Genomic DNA, 21,807 nt, shown 5'->3' on the forward strand with positions numbered 1-21,807 from the left:
GCAGGGCATTCGGCCTGCTTCGCGCGCATGCGGCGCCTGAACCGCCCCGGCCGCTTGGCGAAGCGCTGGGCGATCACAGCGAGGAGGGCGTGGCGATCCTCACGGCGCGCCCGTGGCGTCTCATCGAGGCCACGATCATCACGATGACCGCGCTCGTGGTTTGCGCGCTTCTGTGGTCGTTCGTCGGCCGCGCCGACGTGATCGTGAGCGCGCAAGGCGCACTTGCTCCGGAGTCCGAAGTTCGCCGCATCTATGCGCCGGTGGATGGCGAACTGGTGGATATCTACATCGCCGAAGGTCAGCCCGTGGAAAAGGACGACGTGATAGGCCGCATCAATGCGCGCGGGGCGATCGAGGCGGCGACCAACGCACTCGACGCGCGTCTGAAGCTCGAAGACGCCGAGCGCGACTGGAAAGAGTTTCCCGAAAAGAAGGCACTCATGGAGCGCAAGGCCGAGGCACTCAAGGAACAGATGAACGTAGAAGAACATCTGCATGAAACGCGCGTGGCCGAAGGCACGAGCAAGCTTCAGCAGGCGCAGAACGCCCAACTGGACGAAGCGCGCGGCAATATCGACAATGCGCGCCACGTGCGCGACCTCGCGAAGGAAGACGAGGACAAGTACGAGCGTCTGTTCGCGCTGCCGGGCGGCGGCGGCGTGTCGCAAAGCCAGGTCGAGGAAAAGCGCAGCGCGTTCGTGCAGGCCGACAATAACTATCGCATCGCGCAGGCGCGGCTCACCGAATTGCAGGCGCAAACGAGCCACGAGTTCTCGCAGGCGAAGGCGCAACTCGAAGGCAGCGCCGGGCAGCTTACGTCGCTGCGTATCGAATACGACGCGACCGAGCGCGAAATCGCCAATACCGAGGACAAGCTGCGTTTGCAGGTGCAGACCGCGCGCCTGGCCGCCGACGCCGCCGCGCGCATTCGCTTCGAGAACATCGACAAGGACAACTTTCTGCTCGTGCTCGCGCCTGTTTCGGGCGTGATTACCGATGTGACGACGACGCAGCCCGGCGACAAGATTCAGGCGAACACGCCACTGGGTGGTATTGCGCCGGCCAATGCGCGTCCCGTCGTGAAGGTCGCGATTGCGGAACAGGACCGCGCATTCCTGCGCGAGGGCTTGCCCGTCAAGCTGAAATTTAACGCGTTTCCGTATCAGCGCTATGGCGTGGTGGACGGCACGCTCGAATACATTTCGCCGACCACGAAGCCACAGGCGCAGACGAGGGAACCGGTATACGAAGGGCGCGTACGACTCGCGCGCGACAATTTTTCGATTGGAGGCGTGGCTTATCCGCTGCGCTACGGCATGACGGCGACTGCGGAAATCGTGGTGCGCGAGCGACGCCTGATCGACTTCGCGCTGGACCCGTTCCGGCAGATCGCGGGTTGACGACATTAACCAGTTCGGAATTCGGGAATCAGAAATCAGGGGAACGAAATGACGACTATCGTACGGATAGACGATGAAGCGATCGCCACGGAAGATTTTATCCGCGTGCTGAAACTCACGGGGCAATTCGAGAGTCTGGTCGAACAGCAGGTGCGCGACCGGCTCACGGTCATCGCCGCGAAGAAAATGGGCGTGAAAGTGGAGCCCGACGAAATCCAGCAGCGCGCCGACCATTTCCGCCGCGTGCGAGGTTTGCACCGCGCGGCGGACATGAACCGCTATCTCGACGTGTTCGGCATCAGCCTCGACGAATTCGAGCACTTCATTACGGATACGCTGTATCAGGAGAAGACCTTCAACCTGATCTGCGACGAAGCAGCGGTGGAGCGCTATTTCAAGCTTAATTCGCCGAAATTCGACAGCATCGAAGTGAGCCATATTGTGGTGGACTCGGAAGGCAAGGCGCGCGAGATCATGTCGATTCTGGAGGACGAGCCGCAAGCGTTCAGTGAAATGGCGCGCGAGCACTCGATCGCGGACACGAGCGAGCGCGGCGGCGTGGTCGGAAAGGTGCTGCGCGGCTCGTTGAAAACGGATATCGAGGCAAAGGTGTTCAATGCGCAGGTAGGCGATCTGCTCGGACCGTTTCCCGCGCCGGATGGTTCGTTCTTCGAAATTTTCTGCGTGACGGCGAAGCATCCGGCGACGCTCGAAGCGGACGTTTCTTCGGAAGTGCGGCGGCTTCTGCGCGAAGAGTGGCTTGCGGAGCGCGCGCAGGAACATATCATCGACGCGCATTGAGCGCGCAGAGCGACGCAGATGGATACCCAGGCGCCCGCACCCGCTAGCGCTCCGTCGTTGGCGGACTTTCTCGCATCGGTCGAACCGCTTTCGCTTTTCTCGCGCGAAGAACTCGACCGGCTCGCCGCGCATGTCGAAACCCGGAGCTACGTGTTCGGCGAAACGCTTTGCAAGCGAGGCGAGCCCGCGGCCGGACTCTATGTGATCCGCTCGGGCTCCGTGCGGCTGATTGCCGAGGAGCGCGGCAAGGAAACCAGTCTTGGCGTGCGCAAGGAGCGCGAAGTGTTCGGCGAGATCGCCATGCTGCGCGATTACTGGCATGAAGTGTCGGTGCGCGCTTCCGCGAAAACGGAGGTGCTATGCATTCCGCGCGCGGCGCTAGAGCCGCTGCTTGCCGCGAATCCCGCCGCGCAATCGTTCGTTACGAGCTATGTGGCGATCAGTTCCGCGGGCGGCTTCGTCACGCGGCTTTTCGACCTGCGCGGAAAGCTTTCGCGCGCGGAGCTGGAAGAATATGTGTCGAGCGTGGGCGTCAAACGGGTGAGCGCGGGCAAGGAGATCATCCGTCAAGGCGTGACGGGCGATATGCGCCTGTATGTCGTGCGTCAGGGCGAAGTGAGCATCGCGCGCGAGGAAGAGAGCGCCGTCTATCAGATCGCCAGGCTAGGCGCGGGGGAAATTTTTGGCGAGCGCGCGTGCCTGCTTCGCCAGGATCAGCCGGCGAGCGTTACGGCGCTCACCGACGTACGGCTGCTGGTGATTCCCGAGAAAACGGTTCACTTCATGCTGGAGCGCAACCCGAAGTTGCGTGAGGTGCTCGAAGAGCGCATGCGCTTTAACGAGCGCGAATTGCAGCGGCAGAAGACGCTTGCCGAACGCCGCAGCCGGCCAGTTGCCGTGGACAGCGGCGCGGACGCCACATTCAGGGAACGCGTGGTCAAGCGATTCGTGCTCGTCGAGCAGGCGGAGGAGATGGATTGCGGCGCGGCATGCCTCGCGATGATCTGCCGGCATTACGGCATTCCCATGACGCTAGGCAAGCTGCGCGACCTTGCGAACGTGACGACGCAGGGCGCGACGCTGGACAGTCTCGCACGCACCGGCGAGGCGCTCGGCTTCACCACGCGCGGCGTGCAGTGCACTTACGAAGCGCTGCAAGGTTTCGAGCTTCCCTTCATCGCGCACTGGGAGGGCTACCACTATATCGTCGTGTACGGCGTGTCGAAGCAGTGGGTTAGGGTGGCCGACCCGGCACTCGGTTTTCGCAAGCTGAGCGCCGAAGCATTCGAGCGCGGCTGGAATGGCACATGCCTGCTGTTCACCGCGGGCGAGACCGCCGGCGCGCAGGCGGCGGCGCGCTCGCCGTGGGTGCGTTTTATCGGTTATTTGCTGCCTTACCGGAAAATACTCGCGCACCTGTTTCTCGCCACGTTCGTAATCCAGCTATTGGGAGTGGTGCCGCCCCTCATCATCCAGAATATTCTGGATAGCGTAATTGTTCATCAGAACGTGAGCCTGCTTCATCTCCTGATCGTAGGGCTCATAATCTCCCACGTATTCACGCAACTCATGACGACGATACGCGCGCATCTGTCCAATTTCATGGTGCGCAGTCTCGACTTCGCGATGATGTCGCAATTTTTCAAGCACACCATGTCGCTGCCGTTTTCGTTCTTCGCGCGCCGCAAAACGGGGGATATTTTTGCGCGCTTTCAGGAGAACCAGACGATACGGGCATTTCTTACCGAATCGACGGTAACGACGGCGCTCAATCTGCTGATGGTTTTCATCTACTTCACGATCATGTTTCTCTACAACGTGAAGTTGACGCTGCTGCTCATTGCATTCGTGATTCCCATTATGGCGCTGACCGCGATTGCCACGCGGCGCATCAAGCGCTATGCGCGCGAGGCGTTCGCGGCATCTACGGATGCACGCTCCATGCTGATGGAGACGCTGGGCGGCGTTGAAACGGTGAAAGGCATGGGCATAGAAAGAGCGGTGCGTTTGAAGTGGGAGCGCAAGTACGCGAAGTCACTCGAGGTGCAGTATCGTGCGCAGGCGTTCAACATTCTGGTGGGGCTGGGCAGCCAGTTGCTCAACGCCGCGACCACCATCGTCATTCTCTGGGTGGGAGCGACGCTCGTGCTCGATCAGGAATTGAGCATCGGGCAACTCATTGCATTCAACGCATTCATGGGTAGCGTGCTCGCGCCGCTCATGGGGTTGGTCGGACTGTGGAGCCTGATGAACGACGCAGCCGTGGCGATGGAGCGGCTAGGCGACGTGCTCGACATCGAGCCCGAACAGAAGCCCGCCGACCTCGGCTCGCGCGTGCTGCTTCCCGACCTGCAGGGCGATATCGAATTCGACGGCGTGTATTTCCGCTATGGCGGCAACGAAGCCCCTTACGTGCTGGAAAACATCAGCTTCTCGGTGGGACGCGGCCAGATGGTGGCGATAGTGGGGCGCAGCGGCTCGGGCAAGACGACGCTTGCCAAGCTGCTGGTGGGCTTCTACGCGCCGACCGAAGGCAAGATCAACGTGGACGGCTACGACATGAGCGCGATCGACCATGCGTATTTTCGCGCCCAGGTGGGCTATGTGATGCAGACGAACCTCGTGTTTTCCGGCACGATTGCCGAGAACATTGCGTGCGGCGACGCCACGCCTGACTGGCGGCGCATGGAGGAAGTGGCGCGCATGGCCGACGCGCATGCGTTCATCAGCAAGATGCCGCTCGGCTACGAACAGGTGGTGGGCGAGCGCGGCACCGGACTCTCCGGCGGCCAGATACAGCGCCTTTGCATTGCACGCGCGCTGTATCACGACCCGCGCCTGCTCGTGTTCGACGAAGCCACGTCGTCGCTCGACACGCAGTCGGAAAGCAACATCCTCTCGAACATGCATGACATTCTCCACGGCCGCACGGCGCTCATCATCGCGCACCGGCTGAGCACTATCATGCGGGCCGACAAGATTCTCGTGCTTTACGACGGCGCTATCGTGGAGCAGGGACGGCACGAAGAACTCGTCGAACGCAGGGGAATGTATTACCAGCTTGTTCAAAAGCAGCTTGGGGCATCATGAAACTCTTCGACCCGCATGGATTCGGTAGCTCCGTGGTGTCTTATGCGGCGCTGCTCGAAAAGATCGAGATTTTGCGTTCGACGCTGCGCTGGGCGCCGCGCCTCGAACGCGCCGACATCGAAAAGCTTTTAACGCAGTCGAACGCATTGCGCGACGAAGTCATGCAACTCTCGCGCAAGGAGCGCTTCGTGGAAGCGGCGGCGGAGGCGCTCGATGCACTGGCGCGGCCGGACGCGCTCTCGCCCTCCGCGCATCGGCGTCGCGAAGCGCTGATCGAGCGCAGCTTCATATTCGAAGGCATATTCGGCGACAATCCGAAGTTGCTCGCCGCGCTGGAGATTGCAGAAAAGGCGGCGCCCACCGACCTGCCCGTACTGATCGACGGGGAAAGCGGTACGGGCAAGGAACTGATGGCGAAGGTGATTCATGCCAACGGCGCGCGCGCCGATCGCCCGTACATTTCGGTCAACTGCGGTGCGATACCTGAGAACCTGATCGAATCCGAACTGTTCGGCCATCGCAGAGGGGCGTTTACGGGGGCGTCGAACGATCGCAAGGGAAAATTCGAAAGCGCGCATACGGGGACGATCTTTCTGGACGAGATTGGCGAGTTGCCTTTGCAGGGTCAGGTGAAACTGCTGCGCGTGCTCGAATCGCACGAAATCCAGCGAGTGGGTTCCGACGAACCCATTGGCGTTGACACGCGCATTGTTGCTGCGACCAATCGAAACCTGCGCGAACTCGCGGCGCAAGGGTTGTTTCGAGAGGACCTTTTTTATCGGCTGAGCGTGATTCATGTCACGCTGCCTGCACTGCGTGAGCGCAATGACGAAATTCCGCTGCTTATTGCGTATTTTGGCGATGAAGCTGCCGGACAACTTAAGCGGCGGCCTGTGAAACTCACGCCCAAGCTGCGCGATTTTTTGTTGACGTATGCGTATCCTGGGAATATTCGCGAGTTGCGCAATCTTGTGTATCGGTTGTCGTGTCTTGCTGGGGATACGGCGGATGTCGAGCATTTGCCCGATGATATTCGGCCTAAATCGGCGGCTGTGGCGCTAAGGGTGGTGGAGGCCGGCGCGCCTCTTTCGCTTAGCGATGCCAAGCGCGCTGCGAGCGATGAAGCCGAACGGGCGTTTCTGGAGCGCGGGCTGCAGGAAACCGGTGGGACAGTTGCGGAGCTTGCGCGGCGCTGCGATATGAATCGGTCGCATTTGCAGATGCTGCTTAAGAAGCATGGGATTCATTCTAAGGATTTTCGGCATGGGGATAAGGTTGGTCGTTGATCTGTTTTTTTGGCTTTTTCTTGTTTTCGCGGCGGTATGCTGGCGTTGCCCCTGTGCGGGGCGGCACTTACTTTCTTTGCAGCGGCAAAGAAAGTAAGCAAAGAAAGCCGCTCAAACCGCCAGCGCCTGTCACCGTTCACCTCGCGCATTGACAGGTAGTGGCTCCGGAGCGTCTGTCGCCACGCGCCCACAACCGGAGTGACAAAGCACTCATCCTTCCGGCGGCGCTCCGCGCCCCGAAGGGCATAATCGAGAAACATCAGTAGGCCAACGTTTCTGCGAAGATTGCCGCGCCCGCGTGGTTTCCCATGCAGACCCGGCCGCTGCGAGCGCAGCGAGCAGTGGGAGCGGATGAGTGCTTTGTCACTGGCGGGAATGGTGCGAGGTGGCAGATGCTCCGGAGCCGCTGGCTGTAACTGCGCGAGGTGAATGGTGGCGGGCATTGGCGGTTTGAGCGGCTTTCTTTGCCTACTTTCTTTGCCGCCGCAAAGAAAGTAGGTGCCGCCCCGCACAGGGGCAACGCTTGCATACCGACACGAAAACAGGAAAAAAAGCAAAAACCTCAACCCCCAACAACAACAGGATTAACAAGCGTCCGATCCGACGCCCCCGGATCCTCCACCCTAACCACCACAGCAGTAACATTATCGCGCCCACCGGCCTGCAAGGCCAACTCCACCAGCGCATCGGCAGCCTGCCGACAGTCCCCACAATCAAGCGCCTGCCCAATATCATGCGCCTGCACTTCATTACTCAACCCATCGCTACAAAGCAAAAAGCGGTCTCCGTCCCGCACGACGATGCGGCCTTCATCGAGATCCAGCCAGTCCGCCGCACCGACTGCCCGCGTTATCAAATGCTGCGATGGATGATGGCGCGCCGCTTCGGCGCTCAAATGTCCCTGCGCCTGCAACTCCGCCACATAACTATGGTCCGTAGTGAGCGCTTCGAGCCGCGCATCGCGATACAGATAGATGCGGCTGTCGCCCGCCCATAGCCAGCCGAATTCGCGCCCCTTCGCCATCAGCACGGCAACAGTGCTGCCGATCATGCGAACCCCGCGGCGCGCGGCTTCTTCGCGCAACTGATGATTCACCGTATGCAGCGCGCCGCGCGCCGCCACCGGAAAACCGGTGAGCGCGTTGGGCACGGCGAGCGCCTCGAGCGAGCGCACGATCATGCCGCTGGCGAGATCGCCCGCCGTGTGCCCGCCCATGCCGTCGGCCACCGCCCAAAGGCCCTTGCGGGGCAGATCGAGACACGCATCTTCGTTGAGCGCCCGCACACAGCCTACGTCCGTGCGCGATGCCGAACTCCATAACAATCCGCCTGTCACGATCGAGCCTCCATAGGCTACGCGACGAGTCCGTTATTCCTGCCGTTCTGCCCCACGCCTACCGTGACGTTCGAATTGGAAGCCGAATTGGTCACGTCGAGCGTCTGGTACTGGTTGACAACCTGATTCGCGTAGAACGTGTTGTTGGTCTGGTAGAGATTAACGATGGTCCCGAGTTGCGAAGGCTGTGCGGGCTCGTAAGGCTGTATCCAGCCGAATACCCACGGTGCGCCTGCGCCCCGTATGAACGACATGGCCTTGCGGTCGAGATCGCGTTGCAGATGAAGGTCGTTAATGGCGAGCGAGGTCATGACAGGTCTCCGTCAAGATGGGCGCCGCGGGCGCGCGGCATTCCGCTCTTATCTTGCAAGCAGCATGCCATTTTCCGGCGAAACGCAGCGCTCGCGCGTCCCGGCGCGGTGAGGCTTGCGCCATAGCGTGACGCGCGTTCCCCGGTCTGCGTTGCAAGGGTCGCGCGCTTGCCAACATGCAGGTGGCACAAAGTCATGAGGACTCCGACACACGGGCAATTCCACATCATCGATCGATCCGGTGGTATCGCGCCAACATAATCGACACGGCGAAGTTGGCGCACCCCCAACACAGGAACTCGCACAGGATGCACGCTGGCCCGCCGCGCCTTATATAACCGCGGTCCGCCCCCTGGCATGTCTGATGCAGGGTAGTTGGCAACCGGCAAACCGTCGCGCAGCACGGCGAGCCAGCAACGACCCAGACGGACGCGCCATGAATTCCAACCTTCAACTGGCAGTGCACGCAACCGAACCGCCGCTCGGCGCGCATCTCGTATCGCGCCGAGCGGGCTATACCCATCACGGTATCTATGTCGGCGGCGGCCGCGTCGTGCACTACGCGGGGTTGTGCGTGTCGCTGCATCGCGGCCCGATCGAAGAGGTCACGCTCGAACGCTTCGCGGCGGGCTACGAAGTCGACATCGTCGCGCATCGGGGTGCAGCCTTCGCGGGCCGTGAAGCCGTGGCGCGCGCGCGTTCGCGTCTGGGCGAAGACCGCTATCGCCTGCTCAGCAACAACTGCGAACACTTCTGCACCTGGTGTGTAGACGGCAAGGGCCGCAGCGAACAGGTTCGCGCCTGCATTGCTCATCCGCTCGCCGGCTTGCGCGTGATGCGCGCACTGGTTCGCGCGCGCCGCGTGCAGGCCGGGCGAGAAGTGTACGCCGCGCAAACAGCGTAAATGCCATCTCCCGTCGATGCCGTTACGGCACGCTTCGCCATTTGCTTCGGAGACCATCATGAATTCCGCCGACACCTCGCTGCGCACTCTCGTCGACAAGTGGCTCGCACCCAACGCGCGCGTGCCGGCCCACGTGGTGCGTTTTAGCCGCACGCAGCAGCAACGCCTGCGTTATGTCTGCGTAGAAGCGGCACATCCCGCGCGCACGATTGCAATCTTCTTCTTCCGTCACGACGACGGTACGTGGTGCGTATTTCCGCCTGCCAGCACGCGCCTGGCCATGACCTCGCGCGCTGAATGAATTCAGCGCAGCAGCGTGGGGCGGGGCCGCGTTGCGGCGACGCCTGCCTGACCTGACAGCGCGGGCGAGCCGTCAAATTGCGCCCGTACGCCGATAAACGGCCTCGGCACGAGAAGCGTGCGCCGCGCGGCGAAGCGGGCGCCGCCCGTGATCGCGGCCATTGCCTGCCGGTCCAGTTCCACGCTTTCCGGAAGGTCCTTGATGACGATAATGCTCATGGTCTGCTCCACGAGATCGGATTCGGTTTGACGGGTTTCGTTCGAGTATAGGCGGTGGTGCGCCGCACGCGTAAACAGGCAGGCGGCGCCTCGCGGCGCCGTCATTTTCGCTTTGCGGCAGCAGTCAAAACAGCACGCTGGTATTCGCGTATTGCGCGGGATTGACCTTGAGATTCAGCGGTCCGAAACCCGCGCCGATATAGCCGATATTGTTGAGCGCGGCGACATCGACCACCTGAACCTGCGAGATGTTCTGCACGATGTTGGGCGACACGTTGATGTTCGCAATCGCGCCATAGCCGCCGTATGCGCTGTTATTGCCGCCGCGTACCGCCGTCATGGCGCGGCGGTCGAGTTCAGTGCCGGGAGCCAGCTCGCGGATAACGAGGGAAGTCATGATGAGTCTCCAGTTGACTGATGAACGGAGCAAACCGCTCCTGGCGGGGCGCGATACACGAAATAAAAGCAGGGTGCGGTCGCGCCGCTGCCGGGACGATCAGAAGTTGATCGTGTTACGGGCCGTCTGCACCGGGTTGACTGTCGCGTGGATATTCGACGCGAACGCGACGTCGTTGCCCACGTTGTTCGCGATGCTGTTCGTCTGGCCGATAACCTGTTCGGCGGTGAAGTTCGTCGAGTCGTATTTGAAAGTGGGCATCGACGGATAGTAGCCGGGCCAGAGGCTCAGGCCGCCGCCGCGCACGGCACGCATCTCGTTGCGGTCGAGTTCTTGCGCGACGCTCAGGTCGGCGATCATCAGCTTGCTCATGACGGTTCTCCAGAAGGGCAGTGCAGTTGGCGAATGAGCGGCAGTGTGTTGCGGGCTCGCTCTTTTCAATGCACAGGCTGTGCCAGCGGCTTCGCGACGCGCTCACGCGGCATTCGAGGCCTTGTATAGCGGGCTTTTGCGCCTGGGCGTCGTGTTCGCGAAGCGCTGGTTGCGGCGTTCGCGCGCGAAAACGCCGATGGCCCGAGCCCAACAACGCCGGGCGCGGCAGTTGGATTCGGCGCAACACACAGGAACCCGGGGCCTGGTCCAGCCACCGATTGCACTGCGTGCGGCGGCAGACTAATCTTTCATCAGACCTTGTTGTATGGTGGCCAGCGCGCGTCATCCGGCATCACGGTGAGCGAAGCTGAGTGGAAGGCATACGAATGATGAGCCTGGCGCAGCTTATCCAGACATTCCAGAGCGGAGCGCTCTCACGCGAGGCGTTCTTCGCCGAGATCGACCACGTGCTCGCGGTCGACGCGGCCAACTGCGCTCGCCTGCGCGAAGCCGTGGACGCCACGCAAACCGTCCACCCGCTGCCCGACGCCGTGTATGCCGAACTCCTTCGCCGCATCGAACATCGCGAGGACGACACGGGGGCCGTGGACGATTCCACCCGCATCCACGAAGCGCTTGCCGCGGCGCGCTCCGCCACGTCGGCCGACGACGCGGATCACGTGAAGGGCATCGGCGACACGCTCAACGGCCGTTTCGTGCTCGAAGAATGTCTGGGCGTGGGCGGCATGGGCACCGTCTACAAGGCGCTTGATTTGCGCAAGCTGGAAGCTTCGGACCGCAAACCTTATATCGCGATCAAGGTGCTGAACGTGCAGTTTCGCGGGCAGCCGACTTCGCTGATCGCGCTGCAACGCGAGGCCCGTAAGGCGCAAACGCTCGCGCACCGCAATATCGTCACGGTGTACGACTTCGACCGCGACGGGCCGCTCGTCTACCTCACGATGGAATACCTCAGCGGCAAGCCGCTCAGCAAGCTGCTGCGCTCGCCGGGTTTTGCGGGCATGCCATTCGAAAGCGCGCGGCCCGTCATCGCGGGCATGGGGCAGGCGCTGGCGTACGCGCACGAGCGCGGCTTCGTGCACTGCGATTTCAAGCCCGCCAACGTTTTCCTCACCGATGGCGGCGACGTGAAAGTGATCGACTTCGGCATCGCGCGCGTGTTCCAGCGGCCCGAAGAAGACCCGGACGTCACCGTGTTCGATCCCGCGACGCTCGGCGGCATCACGCCCGCCTATGCGAGCCCGGAGATGTTCGAGCATCGCGAGCCGGACCCGCGCGACGATGTGTATGCGCTCGCCTGCGTGACCTACGAACTGATGACGGGAAAACATCCCTTCAATCGCAAATCGGCTACGCAGGCGCGCAGCGAAAAGATGCGCGCGGAGCGGCCGCACGGGCTCGATCGCGGCCAGTGGCGCACCTTGTGCGCGGCGCTTTCGTTCGACCGTGGCTCGCGCACGGCAAGCGTCAACCAGTTTCTCGAGGGCATGCGCGTGCTTATCCAGGCGCCGGCGTTTCCGGGGGCGCGGGCCGCTGCGGTGGGCGTGGGGGCGATCGTCGTCGCGGCTGGGTTGTGGGTAGGGTATCGCGTGCTTTCCGGACACGGGCAAACGGGCGCCAGGCCGTCGCTCGCCGCGATCGCCGGCAGCGCTCCCGCCAGTGCCACGGAAGCGGCGGTAGTGGCCCCCACATCGGGCGCGCCGGTGGCCGATGCCGCGTCGGTCGCTGCGTTGAACGCGACGCTCGCGCGCATTCCGTGTTCGGCGCTTGCGGCGTCGCTTTCCGGGCAGGCAGTCCAGGTGCGCGGCTTTGCGAATGTGGGCGAGAACATGGCGCACGTGCACGACGCGCTCGCCCAAACGCCGGGAGCGCAGGCCGCGAAACTCGATGTGACGGCGGTGGAAAGCCACAACTGCGACGTCGTGAGTGCATTCGCGCCTTACTGGCGCGCCAATCATCTGGCGGGCGGCGGCGCAACGATCCACACCCGGCCACCCGATGCGCAGCTCACACAGGGTATGCCGCTCGTCGTCGATATCACCACGCCGCATTACGATTCGTACGTCAACGTGGATTATTTCGCGCTCGACGGCAGCGTCGTGCATCTGGTGCCGAGCAATGTCGAGCGCGACAATCAGGCACCGGCTGACTTTTCGGCGACGGTCGGCGGTTCTGGATACTGGCTCGTTGACAAGCCATTCGGTACGGAAATGATCGTTCTGCTAATTACCCCCGCGCCGTTGTTCGACAGTTTGCGTCCCGCTTCGGAATCGCGCTCTGCATACCTGGCGGCGGTCGGGCAACAGTTGAAGCAGATGGAAGCGCGCTATGGCGCGGGTCACATCGTCGCCGATTTCGTGCAGATCACAACGCACGCGCGAAGCGATTGATGCACACGGTCATACGAACCTGCCGCTTTACTCGACATTGAAATGAACGCGGATGTCCTGTTCGCTTTCGATTGGGTGTCCTTCTTTTATTGCCGGGGAAAAACGCCAGTTTCGAAGCGCTTCCAGCAGCAACTGGTTCAAACGCGGATTCGGCGTGGATTTGACAAGCACGACGTCGACCGAGCCGTCGGGATGAATGGTGAAGCGGGCAAGCGCGACGGCCCGATACGTGTATTCGCGAAGATCATCGGGAAGTACGGGTAACGGCTGGACGATGGGGCGCGCGGTCGTATCGCCGGATACAGCGGCATGCGGACTCGACGACGCGAGCGCAGCGGGCGGCTCTTCGGCATTGGCGTGAGTCGTTGGCGCGATTGGCGGCGCTGTAGCGGGCGAAGGCAGCGCGGATCCGGTATGTGAGGGCATACGCGCGGGAACTGCTGCCGCAGGACGATTGACAGGTCGAGCCATGCGCGCGGGGCGGGAGGGCGCTGCGATGTTCGGGGCAGGGCGCGCGAGCGCGGCGGGCTTCGAGACCGGCGCAGCAGGAACGATTTCCACGAGGCGAGCGTCGAGCGTCAACGGTCGCATGGGTTCCGCGTGTTCCGAAAGACCCGCGACGAATGCGCTGACGAACGCAAACCACAGCGCGAGCGCCACCACGCATCCGGCGGCGGTTCTTGGACCGCGCGCGTCGAGCTGCCTCACGAAGCGCGCGACGTTACGGCCGGTCACGATCGACGGCAATGAGGAAATGGCCGGCGCCGCCCAAACGAGCCTGAAGCATGGCCTCCACGACCACCCCGTTGGGCGCTCCGGCGTCCGCGGCGACAACCACGTTCGCGTCGGCGGCGAGCAGGCGTTTCACCGTTCCCGCCACTTCATTCAGTTGTACGATCTGTCGATTCACCGCGATCTGGCCGTTGCGGCTCACGCTCAGCGTGACCGGCTGCTGCTGCGCGAGTGGTTGTGCCGCGCCGCGCGGCAGATCGAGTTTGATTGCGTCGAGCCGCTCCATCGTGAGTGAAGCGAGCATGAACGTGGCGAGCAGGAAGAACATCACGTCGATCATCGGAATGATTTCGATGCGGCCGCGTTTCGATGCCCGCGAACGGCGCAATTTCATGATGTCTGCGCCTCGTGTTCCTGCGTCAGTTTCACGTTGCTGAGCCACGTGCTGGCGATCGCTTCGAGTTCGTCCATGAGCCGGTCGACGCGCCGCGAAAAATAATTGAACGCGAACAGCGAGACGAGTGCGATCACAAGGCCGATGGCGGTCGCCACCAGCGCCTGCGCCACGCCGCCGGTCACGCCGCCGGGATTGGCCAGGCCGTTATTCCCGATCAACCGGAACGCATGCATCATGCCGACAATCGTTCCCAGCAGGCCGAGCAGCGGTGCGGCCGTCACGATCGTTTCGAGCACCCACAGCCCTCTCGACATGTCGCGCTGCACGTCGAGCGCGAGTGCGCCCGCTTTCGCTTCGATCCACCACGCGGGTTTCGCTGCATGCGCGATCAACGGTGCGAGCAGTCGGCGCAGTGCGTGCTGCGGCGGCAGTCGTACGAGCGCGGCGGTGAAGTCGGCGTCGCCCGCTGCATCGCCATGTTTCGGCGCAGTGCGGGGAATGGCCGCGAAGCGCCAGAATACCCACGCGCGGTCGAGCGTGATGACGAGCGCGATAATGGCGAGCAGCGTGAGCGGATAAACGACCCATCCGCCAATCCGCGCGACCTGCACGATTCCTGTCCAGTCTTGCATGATGGCGCCTGCTTCCTCGGTTCTGCTAAAAATATTTGGTCAGGCCTGCATAGAATGCGCGATAGGGACCGTACTGAGGCGCGAACACGCCGATACCGGAACCGTCGCGCAGCGCGTAGGTCCTGCCGAATGCGTTGATCACCACGACACGCCCATCCACTTTGCCGACCACCGGCAAGTTGAAATGCTCGATGACGGCCAGATTGATCTGCGCATAGAACGGCATCTTGCCGGTATTGGCGAAGCCGTTGCGCAGGCCGCTGCCTGCCGTGCCATCCATCGTGAAGGTGGTGCGATGCCAGTTGTACGCGCCGCCGAACGAGGCGGTCACGCGCTGGTCGTGATCGAGAAACACCCAGTTATTGCTGATGAAAGCGAGTTCGTCGGCGCCGAAATTGAATTGGGCGGAATTGACGTTCTTGCCCATTGCCCGGCTGTATGCAAGATTCAGATACGCCGAGACGTTTTCATGCTTGTAATTCGCCGTGAATTCGACGCCATAAACGCGCCCGTACTGATAGTTGAACGGCGTGTAAATAAGCGCCGCGCCGAACTGGCCCAGGTCGAGCAGGTTGTGCGCCTTCTTGTAGTACGCATCGAGTCCCAGCGTGAGATCCGAACCGAGTTGCTGCGTGACACCAAGATCGAAGTAATCGGCGCGCTCGGGCTGCACGGGATCGTTCTGCGTGACCTCGCTCTGGTTAGTAGTGCCATTGAATCGGCTGATGGTTGAGCTGGAAACCAGCTCGAAAGAAGGCGGCGTGAAATAACGGGCGTAGCCCGCATGAAAGATGGTGGTGGGCGTCAGTTTGAACACGGCGCCAATGCGCGGGCTCAACTGGTTCGCCTGCACATATTCGTTCATGCCGTCATAGCGCAGACCGTAATTCACGGTAAGCCGGCTGTTGATTTTCCACTCGTCCTGGATGTACGCGCTATACAGGTAACCCGTCTTGCTGCGCGAATCGGACAGCGTAAAGGGGACATCGGAAGTCTGGTTGCCGTCGGCGTCGGCGGGAAAAACGGACACGTTGTCCCAGAAGGTCGCGTGCTCTTGCTGGAAGAGCACGCCGGCGCGTAGCGTGTGGCTGTCGTTGAGCCGGTAGGTGGTATCGGCCTGCAAGCCGTTGGCCGTGTCGCTATGGAAGTCCTGCGAGGCGACGCCATTGAATATCAGGTCGCCCACCGGGTCGGGATTGAACTGCGTGCGCGTATAGCGCGTGAAAAACGCCACCTGATAGTCGAGCGCTCCGCCATTGGTTCCCTGCAGCGCGACGACAGCGAAATTATTCAGTTCCGACTGGTTTTCGTTCAGGTTGGCGGAATCGAACGTCGGCACGCCGGCAAGCGTGAAGTTTGGCGTGAGGCCCGGCGTATTCGGTATCTCGAACTGGTTGGCTGTCGTGCCGAACATCACGCTCACGCGCGTGAGCGGGTTGATGATGTACGACATATACCCAAAGGCATTGCCCTGACGCGTGTGATCGTGGACCGGACTCGGCGAAGCGGTAGGCGCCTCGATGCCCAGATTGTTTTCACCCAGCGAGCCGCTGAAAAAATAGCTGAAATCGCCCTTGCTGCCGTAGATATCGGCGCTCGTCTGAATGGTCTGATGGCTGCCGCCATACACGTCGATCGAACCGCCGTTGCCGAGGTCGCCCGATTTCGTGCGGATATCGACGATGCCCGCAGTGCGGTAGCCGTATTCGGCCGGCAGCGCGCCGGTCAGAAGATTGACCTGATCGATGATGCGCGTATCGAGCGATTGCCCGAAACCGCTGATCGGTTCGGGAATCAGAATGCCGTTGATGCGGTATTGCAGGTCGGCGTGGTCGCCTCGCACATGGAGTTGCCCGTATGAATCGTCGGCCACGCCCGGGGCCTGCAGCAACACCTGGTTCAGCGGCGTGTTTTGCCCTTGCGGCATAGCCTGAATGTCGGCTTGGGTGATGCGGTAGATGCTGCTGCCGGTTTCCGGGAGGAGCCCGTTGCGCGCTTCATCAAGCCGCTTCGCGTTGACCTGTACGTCGAGGGCGGCGGTGTCCGCGGGCTGGCCTGGCGCGTTCTGCGCGGTCCCGTCAAGCGGGGTGTCGGCGGTTGCGGCCCGCGCCTGGCCGGCCGTGATCATGGCGAACGAGACAAGCGCCGCGCGGGCGATGAGTGTGCGGTGGATCATGATGCGGATGGAAAGAGTTATTGTTTTCCGGACGTTCTTACGGGGCTGTCACGTCCGCGGTCCCTGGCTCTCTGGACTTCGATTGCAGTGGAATCGGCAAGTCCCGCAGTGCGGATGCAATGATATAACATTGCATCCGCACTGCGCCATAGCTGTTCGATAAAAAATGAAAGCTTCGATCATGAAATAAATATGAAAGGAGCTTGTTTGGTATTTTTAATGATGATGGGGCGATTCAGATGAAAGAGCGGCAGGCGGCCGCTCTTAGGGCTAGGTCGACCGATCGCGATTGCGTGCGCGCGTGGCGCCCGTAATCACCGCGATACCGAGCAGAATCACCGCCACGATTTCGATGATGTGTACCGCAACGTGCAGCGCCACGAGTGCCCACGCTACGCCGCCAATAAAAATGATCCATCCAACCAGATAGATAAGCAGGGTCATCGCTATTCTCCTTATGATTTTGGTCTGGAGTGCTGGGTGCAGTGACGATGGAGCGATCACCAGCCTACGGCTTAAGCACATTGCGCGCCTGACTTCGGCGCGCGCGGCGATTTCATGGAGAGCGGGCGGTTCGGCGCTATCGCGAGGGAGAGAGGCGCAAGCGTGCGCGCAACACAAGGCACTGCCGACCGACGATGAACGTCAGGCAGCGTTTCGCTCGATCGTTTGCAGACCGAAGCATTGGAAGACGGCCGACGAATACCAAAGGACTCGACGAAGGCGCAGGCGCGCCTCAAAAGCCCGCTGTTTCCAGCGGGCTTCCCTGCGCGCATCTCGACTGCGGACCGTTCGGCGGAACGGCGCGTGAGCTAATTAGTGCCCATGCGCCTCGCGGAATCCGGCATCCTTTCCGAGCCGGCGACCGTGAGTGCCGACATGGAATCCCGCTGAAATCACAAAGAGGACTCCGGCGAAAGGCCAGATATAGATTGCCAGCGAGAAGCAAAGCCAACACGCTTCTTGTGGCGGATACGCCTGGAGCGCCCAGACAAGACAGGCAACTGGCAACAGCATCAGACACAACGCCGACCGGGTGAGAAACGTGGCGGCCCTTGCTTTCTTTAGCGTCTCAGTTTGCATGCCTGGCTCCATAGGGAATGGCATGGGATATAGAGTCGCACGGCGACCATTTGTCGCATACTTGGTAATATCCCTGACAGGTTTTATTTTGCGTCGCGCCATTTTTCAAACGAATTCATGATGCTCCATAGCCCTTCCGAATCGATCGTAGTTCTAATCGACTTGCAAAGCCGACTGATGCCGGCCATTCAGGAAGGTGCATTCGTTACCGCTCAAGCCGTTCGGATCGGGCGCATTGCCGGCGCGCTTGACGTTCCCGTTATCGGGACAGAGCAGAATCCGGCCGCACTGGGAGAGAACGCGAAGGATATAAAAGACCTGTGTTCGCGTACTGTTGCAAAGCATCATTTCGACGCCACCGTCGATGGTCTAATCGACGTGCTGCCTCAAGAACGACCGCGAATTATCGTGGCGGGATGCGAGGCGCATGTGTGCGTGCTGCAAACAGCGGCCGGTTTGCTGCGTCGCGGATTCTCAGTCACGCTTGTAATCGACGCGATGGGCTCGCGCAAAATCGCCGACAAGGAAGTGGCCATTACGCGATTGAACAAAGCGGGCGCCGAAGTGGCGACGGTCGAGATGGTCGCCTTCGAATGGTTGCGTTCGAGCCAGCACCCAAAGTTTCGCGAGGTACTGCAGTTGATTAAGTGAGCGCTCGCAAGTGCTACGCGACATGCATGACGCGCACGGCCAACCTCTCGCTCACGAAGGTTGGCCCGCAATCACGAGGCGATGCGCAGCGCGTTTTCCCGCTGCGCGGCGAAGCGGTTCGCGGGACGCGGCAAGCCGAGATGATCGCGCAACGTGCGCCCCGTATATTCCGTGCGGAAAAGGCCGCGTCGCTGGAGTTCGGGCACCACGTACTGCGCGAATTCATTGAGCCCGCCCGGCAGCCATGGCGACATGATATTGAAACCGTCGGCGCCTTCCTCTTCGTACCATTGCTGAAGCTGGTCGGCAATGCTTTGCGGCGTGCCGATCACCTGTTGATGCCCGCGCGCGCCCGCTATGCGCAGATAAAGATCGCGGATCGTGAGGTTGTCGCGCCGCGCGAGATCGAGCAACAGGCGTTGGCGGCTCTTGCCGCCGTTGGTTTCGGGCAGTTCGGGTACGGGACCATCGACGGGATACTGCGAGAGGTCGAGGCCGCCCGACATGTTCGAGAGCAGTTGCAGGCCCACTTCCGGATGGATCAACGCCTGCAACGCGTCGAACTTCTCCTGCGCTTCTTCCTGCGTGCGCCCGATCACGGGGAAAATTCCCGGCATGATCTTCAGATGCTCGGGGCGGCGGCCATAGCGCGCGAGTCGTCCCTTTACGTCGCGATAGAACTGCTTCGCTTCGTCGAGCGTTTGATGCGCGACGAAAATCACTTCGGCGGTTTGTGCCGCGAGTTCCCTGCCGGCTTCGGAGGCGCCCGCCTGCACTACGACCGGCCAGCCTTGCGGCGAACGCGCGACGTTCAGCGGCCCGCGTACCTTGAAGTGCTTACCCTGATAGTCCAGCGTGTGCAGTTTTTCCGGGTCGAAATAGATGCCGCTCGCCTTGTCGCGGATAAAGGCGTCGTCTTCCCAGCTATCCCACAGACCCGAAACCACGTCGTAAAACTCTTTCGCGCGCTCGTAGCGCACGGCGTGATCGAGATGCTTGTCGAGGCTGAAGTTGTGCGCCTCGGTTTCGGTGCTCGAAGTCACGAGATTCCAGCCCGAGCGGCCACCGCTCAGGTAATCGAGCGATGCGAATTTGCGGGCCACGTTGTAGGGCTCGTTAAACGAGGTCGATACCGTGGCGATCAGCCCGATGCGTTGCGTGACGACCGAAAGCGCGGAGAGCAGCGTGATCGGCTCGAAATGGTCGGCGCGCGCCGTGCGCGAGAGCGAAGGCACATGCGTGTCGCGCACGCTCACACTATCGGCGAAAAAGATGGCGTCGAACCTCGCGCGCTCGGCTGTTTGCGCCAGCTCCGCGTAGTGCGCGAAATCGAGCCCGCCCGCTGCGTGCGCGTCGGGATGGCGCCACGCGGCGATATGGTGGCCCGTCTCCATCAGGAAGGCACCGAGGCTTAATTGGCCCTGGCGTCGCGGTGCTGCGCTCATGTGTGCTCCTCGAATCGTGATCGTGATTGGCGTTCGTTGTCCTGACCAAGGTTTGGCAGGGTCATTCTTGCCGATCGGTTTTCTCGCCACAAACAAGTAATTGAGCTATTCATAGTTGCGCGAGTGCGTTCGAGAATGTCTTTTCGACAACGGGCGCCAATGCGCGGCGCGAAAGCGCCTGCGCACTCGCACGCTACAATCGTTCGACAGATATTCCAGGCGCGACCTTTCAGAACGCATGACCCGTCTTCCAACGCTCAAGGAAACCGTTTCGCGAGGACTGCGCCGGCTGGCCCTTTGGGGCCCGGGGTTGCTCGTGATGCTTGCCGATTGCGACGCCGGAAACGTCGTGACAGCCGCCCAGGCCGGCGCGCAAACGGGGCTCAGGCTGTTGCCCGTGCTGCTCGCGCTCGTTCCGCTGCTCTACATGGTTCAGGAGCTGACCGTACGCCTTGGCATATTCACTGGGCGCGGTTATGGCGAACTGATCCGCTCGCGTTTCGGGCCGGCCTGGGCTGCGCTCGCCGCGGCCGGCCTCGTCGTGGCCGTACTCGGATCGCTGGTGACGGAGTTCACCGGCGTTGCCGGCGTGGGGGAAATGTATGGCGTATCGCGTTCGGTTACGCTGCCGCTAGCGGTCATCCTGTTGACGGGCATCGTGCTCACGGGCTCGCACAAACGCGTGGACCGGATCGCCATTGCCATCGGCGCATTCGATCTGACGTTTTTCGCCGTTGCGTGGAGTGCGCGCCACAAACTCCAGATCATGGTGCCGCAAATGACTCACCTCGCCGGCGGCGGCCGGGAAGCGGGCTATCTGGCCGCGGCGCTCATCGGCGCGACGTTCAATCCGTGGATGGTGTTCTATCAGCAGGCCGCGGTCGCGGACAGCCTCACGGCGAAGGACTTTACCTCGGCGAGGATCGAAACGGCGGTCGGCGCGGTCCTCACGCAATTACTCACGGCAGCGGTGCTCGTCGCCGCGGCGGCGACGTTGTCGGCGCACGGCGAGCCGCGCTCCCTCGACAGCATCGGCGAAATCAGCAATGCACTCGTTGCCGTGACGGGGCCGTTTGCGGGCCGCCTGCTATTCGGCGCGGGCGTGCTCGGCGCGGCGCTGGTGGCCGCCATCGTGAGTTCGCTCGCACTGGCGTGGGGGCTCGGAGATGTATTCGGATACCGGGCGTCGCTGGAGGAACGTCCCGGCCGTGCGCCCTGGTTCTATGGCGCGTATGCGCTCGCCGTTGCGGGCAGTGCCTGGGCTGTCTGGCTCGCGCCCGATCTCGTGTCCCTGAATGTTGCGGCGCAGGTGATCAATACGTTGATGCTGCCGCTCGTGCTGGGTTTGCTCGTCGCCCTCAGCGTGACCGCACTCCCACAACGGTGGCGGCCGCGCGGAGCTTATTTGTGGCTCGTTGTGTTCGTGGGGACGGTCGCGTGCGCAGCGGGCGCCTGGGGCGCTGTGCAGGGTCTGCGCTCTTCACCGGAAATGTCAGGCCTACACGTCCTTCAATAATGTGAAATAGACGGCGGCAAACACGACAACGATGCCGATATTCACGACGAGCCGCAGCCAGAAGAGTTTTTTAAGGAAAACAAAATCCACGCCGACGATAACGGCGAACAGCAGCAAGATGTAAATCGCAACGTACACGTTTCTCATCATCGTTCATCATCCTTCACTGGCTAAAGAGCCCGGCGTGCAATCAGAATACGCGTCTGCGCGCATCGCGGACGTTTCCATTCATTCTCTCCCCTGATGCGGCGCATCAGCTGAAAACGCCCGACGCCGCCGCGCACAGGTTTAAAGGTTCGCGCTGATGTGTTGCTATCTTGCTGAAATCCAGTTTGCAAAAGGCTTTTC

22 protein-coding genes are annotated in these 21,807 nt (G+C 61.8%); 9 read left to right on the plus strand and 13 right to left on the minus strand.

Annotated features, from left to right (window positions below):
• Nucleotides 1–14: 14 nt before the first annotated feature.
• The 4 genes from U5768_RS02125 to U5768_RS02140 are packed head-to-tail and all read left to right on the plus strand — an operon-like array spanning nt 15 to nt 6,577.
• A complete protein-coding gene (locus U5768_RS02125) occupies nt 15–1,400 on the plus strand; it encodes an HlyD family efflux transporter periplasmic adaptor subunit (RefSeq protein WP_322028994.1) in 1,386 nt (461 codons plus the stop codon).
• A gap of 48 nt (nt 1,401–1,448) precedes the next feature.
• Complete coding sequence (locus U5768_RS02130) at nt 1,449–2,201, plus strand: peptidylprolyl isomerase (RefSeq protein WP_322028726.1); 753 nt, start codon at nt 1,449–1,451, stop codon at nt 2,199–2,201.
• A gap of 18 nt (nt 2,202–2,219) precedes the next feature.
• Nucleotides 2,220–5,291 carry a peptidase domain-containing ABC transporter gene (locus tag U5768_RS02135; protein WP_322028727.1) on the plus strand — a complete coding sequence of 1,024 codons (3,072 nt, stop codon included), beginning with the start codon at nt 2,220–2,222 and terminating at the stop codon, nt 5,289–5,291.
• Nucleotides 5,288–6,577 (plus strand): sigma-54 interaction domain-containing protein, encoded by a 1,290-nt coding sequence (locus U5768_RS02140; protein WP_322028728.1) that lies wholly within the window; start codon nt 5,288–5,290, stop codon nt 6,575–6,577. The genes U5768_RS02135 and U5768_RS02140 overlap by 4 nt, the downstream gene beginning before the upstream one ends.
• A gap of 562 nt (nt 6,578–7,139) precedes the next feature.
• On the opposite strand, the gene U5768_RS02145 is transcribed toward U5768_RS02140, so the two are convergent.
• Nucleotides 7,140–7,862 carry a PP2C family protein-serine/threonine phosphatase gene (locus tag U5768_RS02145; protein WP_322028729.1) on the minus strand — a complete coding sequence of 241 codons (723 nt, stop codon included), beginning with the start codon at nt 7,860–7,862 and terminating at the stop codon, nt 7,140–7,142.
• A gap of 68 nt (nt 7,863–7,930) precedes the next feature.
• Entirely contained in the window at nt 7,931–8,224 is a 294-nt protein-coding gene (locus U5768_RS02150) for a hypothetical protein (RefSeq protein ID WP_322028730.1), read from the minus strand.
• A 436-nt stretch (nt 8,225–8,660) separates the two neighbouring features.
• On the opposite strand from U5768_RS02150, the gene U5768_RS02155 reads away from it, so the two are divergent.
• Entirely contained in the window at nt 8,661–9,128 is a 468-nt protein-coding gene (locus U5768_RS02155) for a lecithin retinol acyltransferase family protein (protein ID WP_322028731.1), read from the plus strand.
• A 58-nt stretch (nt 9,129–9,186) separates the two neighbouring features.
• Nucleotides 9,187–9,429 (plus strand): hypothetical protein, encoded by a 243-nt coding sequence (locus U5768_RS02160; RefSeq protein ID WP_322028732.1) that lies wholly within the window; start codon nt 9,187–9,189, stop codon nt 9,427–9,429.
• A 2-nt stretch (nt 9,430–9,431) separates the two neighbouring features.
• Here the strand turns inward: U5768_RS02160 and U5768_RS02165 are convergent, their stop codons facing one another.
• The 3 genes from U5768_RS02165 to U5768_RS02175 all read right to left on the minus strand — a co-directional run bounded on the left by U5768_RS02165 (nt 9,432) and on the right by U5768_RS02175 (nt 10,416).
• Nucleotides 9,432–9,659, minus strand: coding sequence for a hypothetical protein (locus tag U5768_RS02165; protein WP_415913829.1), 228 nt, complete (start codon nt 9,657–9,659; stop codon nt 9,432–9,434).
• A gap of 112 nt (nt 9,660–9,771) precedes the next feature.
• Nucleotides 9,772–10,044: a hypothetical protein gene (locus U5768_RS02170; RefSeq protein ID WP_322028733.1), complete on the minus strand. Its 273-nt coding sequence runs from the start codon at nt 10,042–10,044 to the stop codon at nt 9,772–9,774.
• Between the two features lie 99 nt (nt 10,045–10,143).
• The gene (locus U5768_RS02175) at nt 10,144–10,416 is read right to left on the minus strand and encodes a hypothetical protein (RefSeq protein WP_322028734.1); all 273 of its coding nucleotides are present in this window, start codon (nt 10,414–10,416) and stop codon (nt 10,144–10,146) included.
• A gap of 386 nt (nt 10,417–10,802) precedes the next feature.
• Between U5768_RS02175 and U5768_RS02180 the strand changes: the two genes are divergently transcribed.
• The gene (locus tag U5768_RS02180) at nt 10,803–12,827 is read left to right on the plus strand and encodes a serine/threonine protein kinase (RefSeq protein ID WP_322028735.1); all 2,025 of its coding nucleotides are present in this window, start codon (nt 10,803–10,805) and stop codon (nt 12,825–12,827) included.
• Nucleotides 12,828–12,854: 27 nt separating this feature from the next.
• Here the strand turns inward: U5768_RS02180 and U5768_RS02185 are convergent, their stop codons facing one another.
• From U5768_RS02185 to U5768_RS02210, 6 genes are all read right to left on the minus strand, one after another.
• On the minus strand, nt 12,855–13,562 hold the full coding sequence (locus U5768_RS02185) for a TonB family protein (protein WP_322028736.1): 708 nt from the start codon (nt 13,560–13,562) through the stop codon (nt 12,855–12,857).
• Nucleotides 13,549–13,953 carry a biopolymer transporter ExbD gene (locus U5768_RS02190; RefSeq protein ID WP_322028737.1) on the minus strand — a complete coding sequence of 135 codons (405 nt, stop codon included), beginning with the start codon at nt 13,951–13,953 and terminating at the stop codon, nt 13,549–13,551. The genes U5768_RS02185 and U5768_RS02190 overlap by 14 nt, the downstream gene beginning before the upstream one ends.
• Nucleotides 13,950–14,588, minus strand: coding sequence for a MotA/TolQ/ExbB proton channel family protein (locus U5768_RS02195; RefSeq protein WP_322028738.1), 639 nt, complete (start codon nt 14,586–14,588; stop codon nt 13,950–13,952). Before U5768_RS02195 ends, U5768_RS02190 begins: the two co-directional genes overlap by 4 nt.
• A gap of 25 nt (nt 14,589–14,613) precedes the next feature.
• Complete coding sequence (locus tag U5768_RS02200; protein ID WP_322028739.1) at nt 14,614–16,764, minus strand: TonB-dependent receptor; 2,151 nt, start codon at nt 16,762–16,764, stop codon at nt 14,614–14,616.
• Nucleotides 16,765–17,034: 270 nt separating this feature from the next.
• Nucleotides 17,035–17,208, minus strand: coding sequence for a hypothetical protein (locus U5768_RS02205; protein ID WP_322028740.1), 174 nt, complete (start codon nt 17,206–17,208; stop codon nt 17,035–17,037).
• 372 nt (nt 17,209–17,580) lie between these two features.
• Nucleotides 17,581–17,847, minus strand: coding sequence for a hypothetical protein (locus U5768_RS02210; RefSeq protein ID WP_322028741.1), 267 nt, complete (start codon nt 17,845–17,847; stop codon nt 17,581–17,583).
• Between the two features lie 120 nt (nt 17,848–17,967).
• Here U5768_RS02210 and U5768_RS02215 point away from each other — a divergent pair, with 120 nt between their 5' ends.
• Nucleotides 17,968–18,498 (plus strand): isochorismatase family protein, encoded by a 531-nt coding sequence (locus tag U5768_RS02215; RefSeq protein ID WP_322028996.1) that lies wholly within the window; start codon nt 17,968–17,970, stop codon nt 18,496–18,498.
• A gap of 71 nt (nt 18,499–18,569) precedes the next feature.
• Here the strand turns inward: U5768_RS02215 and U5768_RS02220 are convergent, their stop codons facing one another.
• On the minus strand, nt 18,570–19,943 hold the full coding sequence (locus tag U5768_RS02220; RefSeq protein ID WP_322028742.1) for an LLM class flavin-dependent oxidoreductase: 1,374 nt from the start codon (nt 19,941–19,943) through the stop codon (nt 18,570–18,572).
• A 238-nt stretch (nt 19,944–20,181) separates the two neighbouring features.
• Between U5768_RS02220 and U5768_RS02225 the strand changes: the two genes are divergently transcribed.
• Complete coding sequence (locus U5768_RS02225; protein ID WP_322028743.1) at nt 20,182–21,459, plus strand: NRAMP family divalent metal transporter; 1,278 nt, start codon at nt 20,182–20,184, stop codon at nt 21,457–21,459.
• Here U5768_RS02225 and U5768_RS02230 read toward each other — a convergent pair.
• Complete coding sequence (locus tag U5768_RS02230; protein WP_322028744.1) at nt 21,442–21,609, minus strand: hypothetical protein; 168 nt, start codon at nt 21,607–21,609, stop codon at nt 21,442–21,444. The genes U5768_RS02225 and U5768_RS02230 overlap by 18 nt on opposite strands.
• Nucleotides 21,610–21,807 lie beyond the last annotated feature (198 nt).

Source organism: Paraburkholderia sp. J76 (genome assembly GCF_905220295.1).
Classification (GTDB): Bacteria; Pseudomonadota; Gammaproteobacteria; order Burkholderiales; family Burkholderiaceae; genus Paraburkholderia.

Bases quoted from the DNA above. Each gene is read 5' to 3' on its own strand.
- U5768_RS02130 (WP_322028726.1), top strand. From the start codon at position 1,449: ATGACGACTATCGTACGGATAGACGATGAAGCGATCGCCACGGAAGAT.
- U5768_RS02135 (WP_322028727.1), top strand. From the start codon at position 2,220: ATGGATACCCAGGCGCCCGCACCCGCTAGCGCTCCGTCGTTGGCGGAC.
- U5768_RS02140 (WP_322028728.1), top strand. From the start codon at position 5,288: ATGAAACTCTTCGACCCGCATGGATTCGGTAGCTCCGTGGTGTCTTAT.
- U5768_RS02150 (WP_322028730.1), bottom strand. From the start codon at position 8,224: ATGACCTCGCTCGCCATTAACGACCTTCATCTGCAACGCGATCTCGAC.
- U5768_RS02155 (WP_322028731.1), top strand. From the start codon at position 8,661: ATGAATTCCAACCTTCAACTGGCAGTGCACGCAACCGAACCGCCGCTC.
- U5768_RS02160 (WP_322028732.1), top strand. From the start codon at position 9,187: ATGAATTCCGCCGACACCTCGCTGCGCACTCTCGTCGACAAGTGGCTC.
- U5768_RS02170 (WP_322028733.1), bottom strand. From the start codon at position 10,044: ATGACTTCCCTCGTTATCCGCGAGCTGGCTCCCGGCACTGAACTCGAC.
- U5768_RS02175 (WP_322028734.1), bottom strand. From the start codon at position 10,416: ATGAGCAAGCTGATGATCGCCGACCTGAGCGTCGCGCAAGAACTCGAC.
- U5768_RS02180 (WP_322028735.1), top strand. From the start codon at position 10,803: ATGATGAGCCTGGCGCAGCTTATCCAGACATTCCAGAGCGGAGCGCTC.
- U5768_RS02190 (WP_322028737.1), bottom strand. From the start codon at position 13,953: ATGAAATTGCGCCGTTCGCGGGCATCGAAACGCGGCCGCATCGAAATC.
- U5768_RS02195 (WP_322028738.1), bottom strand. From the start codon at position 14,588: ATGCAAGACTGGACAGGAATCGTGCAGGTCGCGCGGATTGGCGGATGG.
- U5768_RS02200 (WP_322028739.1), bottom strand. From the start codon at position 16,764: ATGATCCACCGCACACTCATCGCCCGCGCGGCGCTTGTCTCGTTCGCC.
- U5768_RS02205 (WP_322028740.1), bottom strand. From the start codon at position 17,208: ATGACCCTGCTTATCTATCTGGTTGGATGGATCATTTTTATTGGCGGC.
- U5768_RS02210 (WP_322028741.1), bottom strand. From the start codon at position 17,847: ATGCAAACTGAGACGCTAAAGAAAGCAAGGGCCGCCACGTTTCTCACC.
- U5768_RS02215 (WP_322028996.1), top strand. From the start codon at position 17,968: ATGCTCCATAGCCCTTCCGAATCGATCGTAGTTCTAATCGACTTGCAA.
- U5768_RS02220 (WP_322028742.1), bottom strand. From the start codon at position 19,943: ATGAGCGCAGCACCGCGACGCCAGGGCCAATTAAGCCTCGGTGCCTTC.
- U5768_RS02225 (WP_322028743.1), top strand. From the start codon at position 20,182: ATGACCCGTCTTCCAACGCTCAAGGAAACCGTTTCGCGAGGACTGCGC.
- U5768_RS02230 (WP_322028744.1), bottom strand. From the start codon at position 21,609: ATGATGAGAAACGTGTACGTTGCGATTTACATCTTGCTGCTGTTCGCC.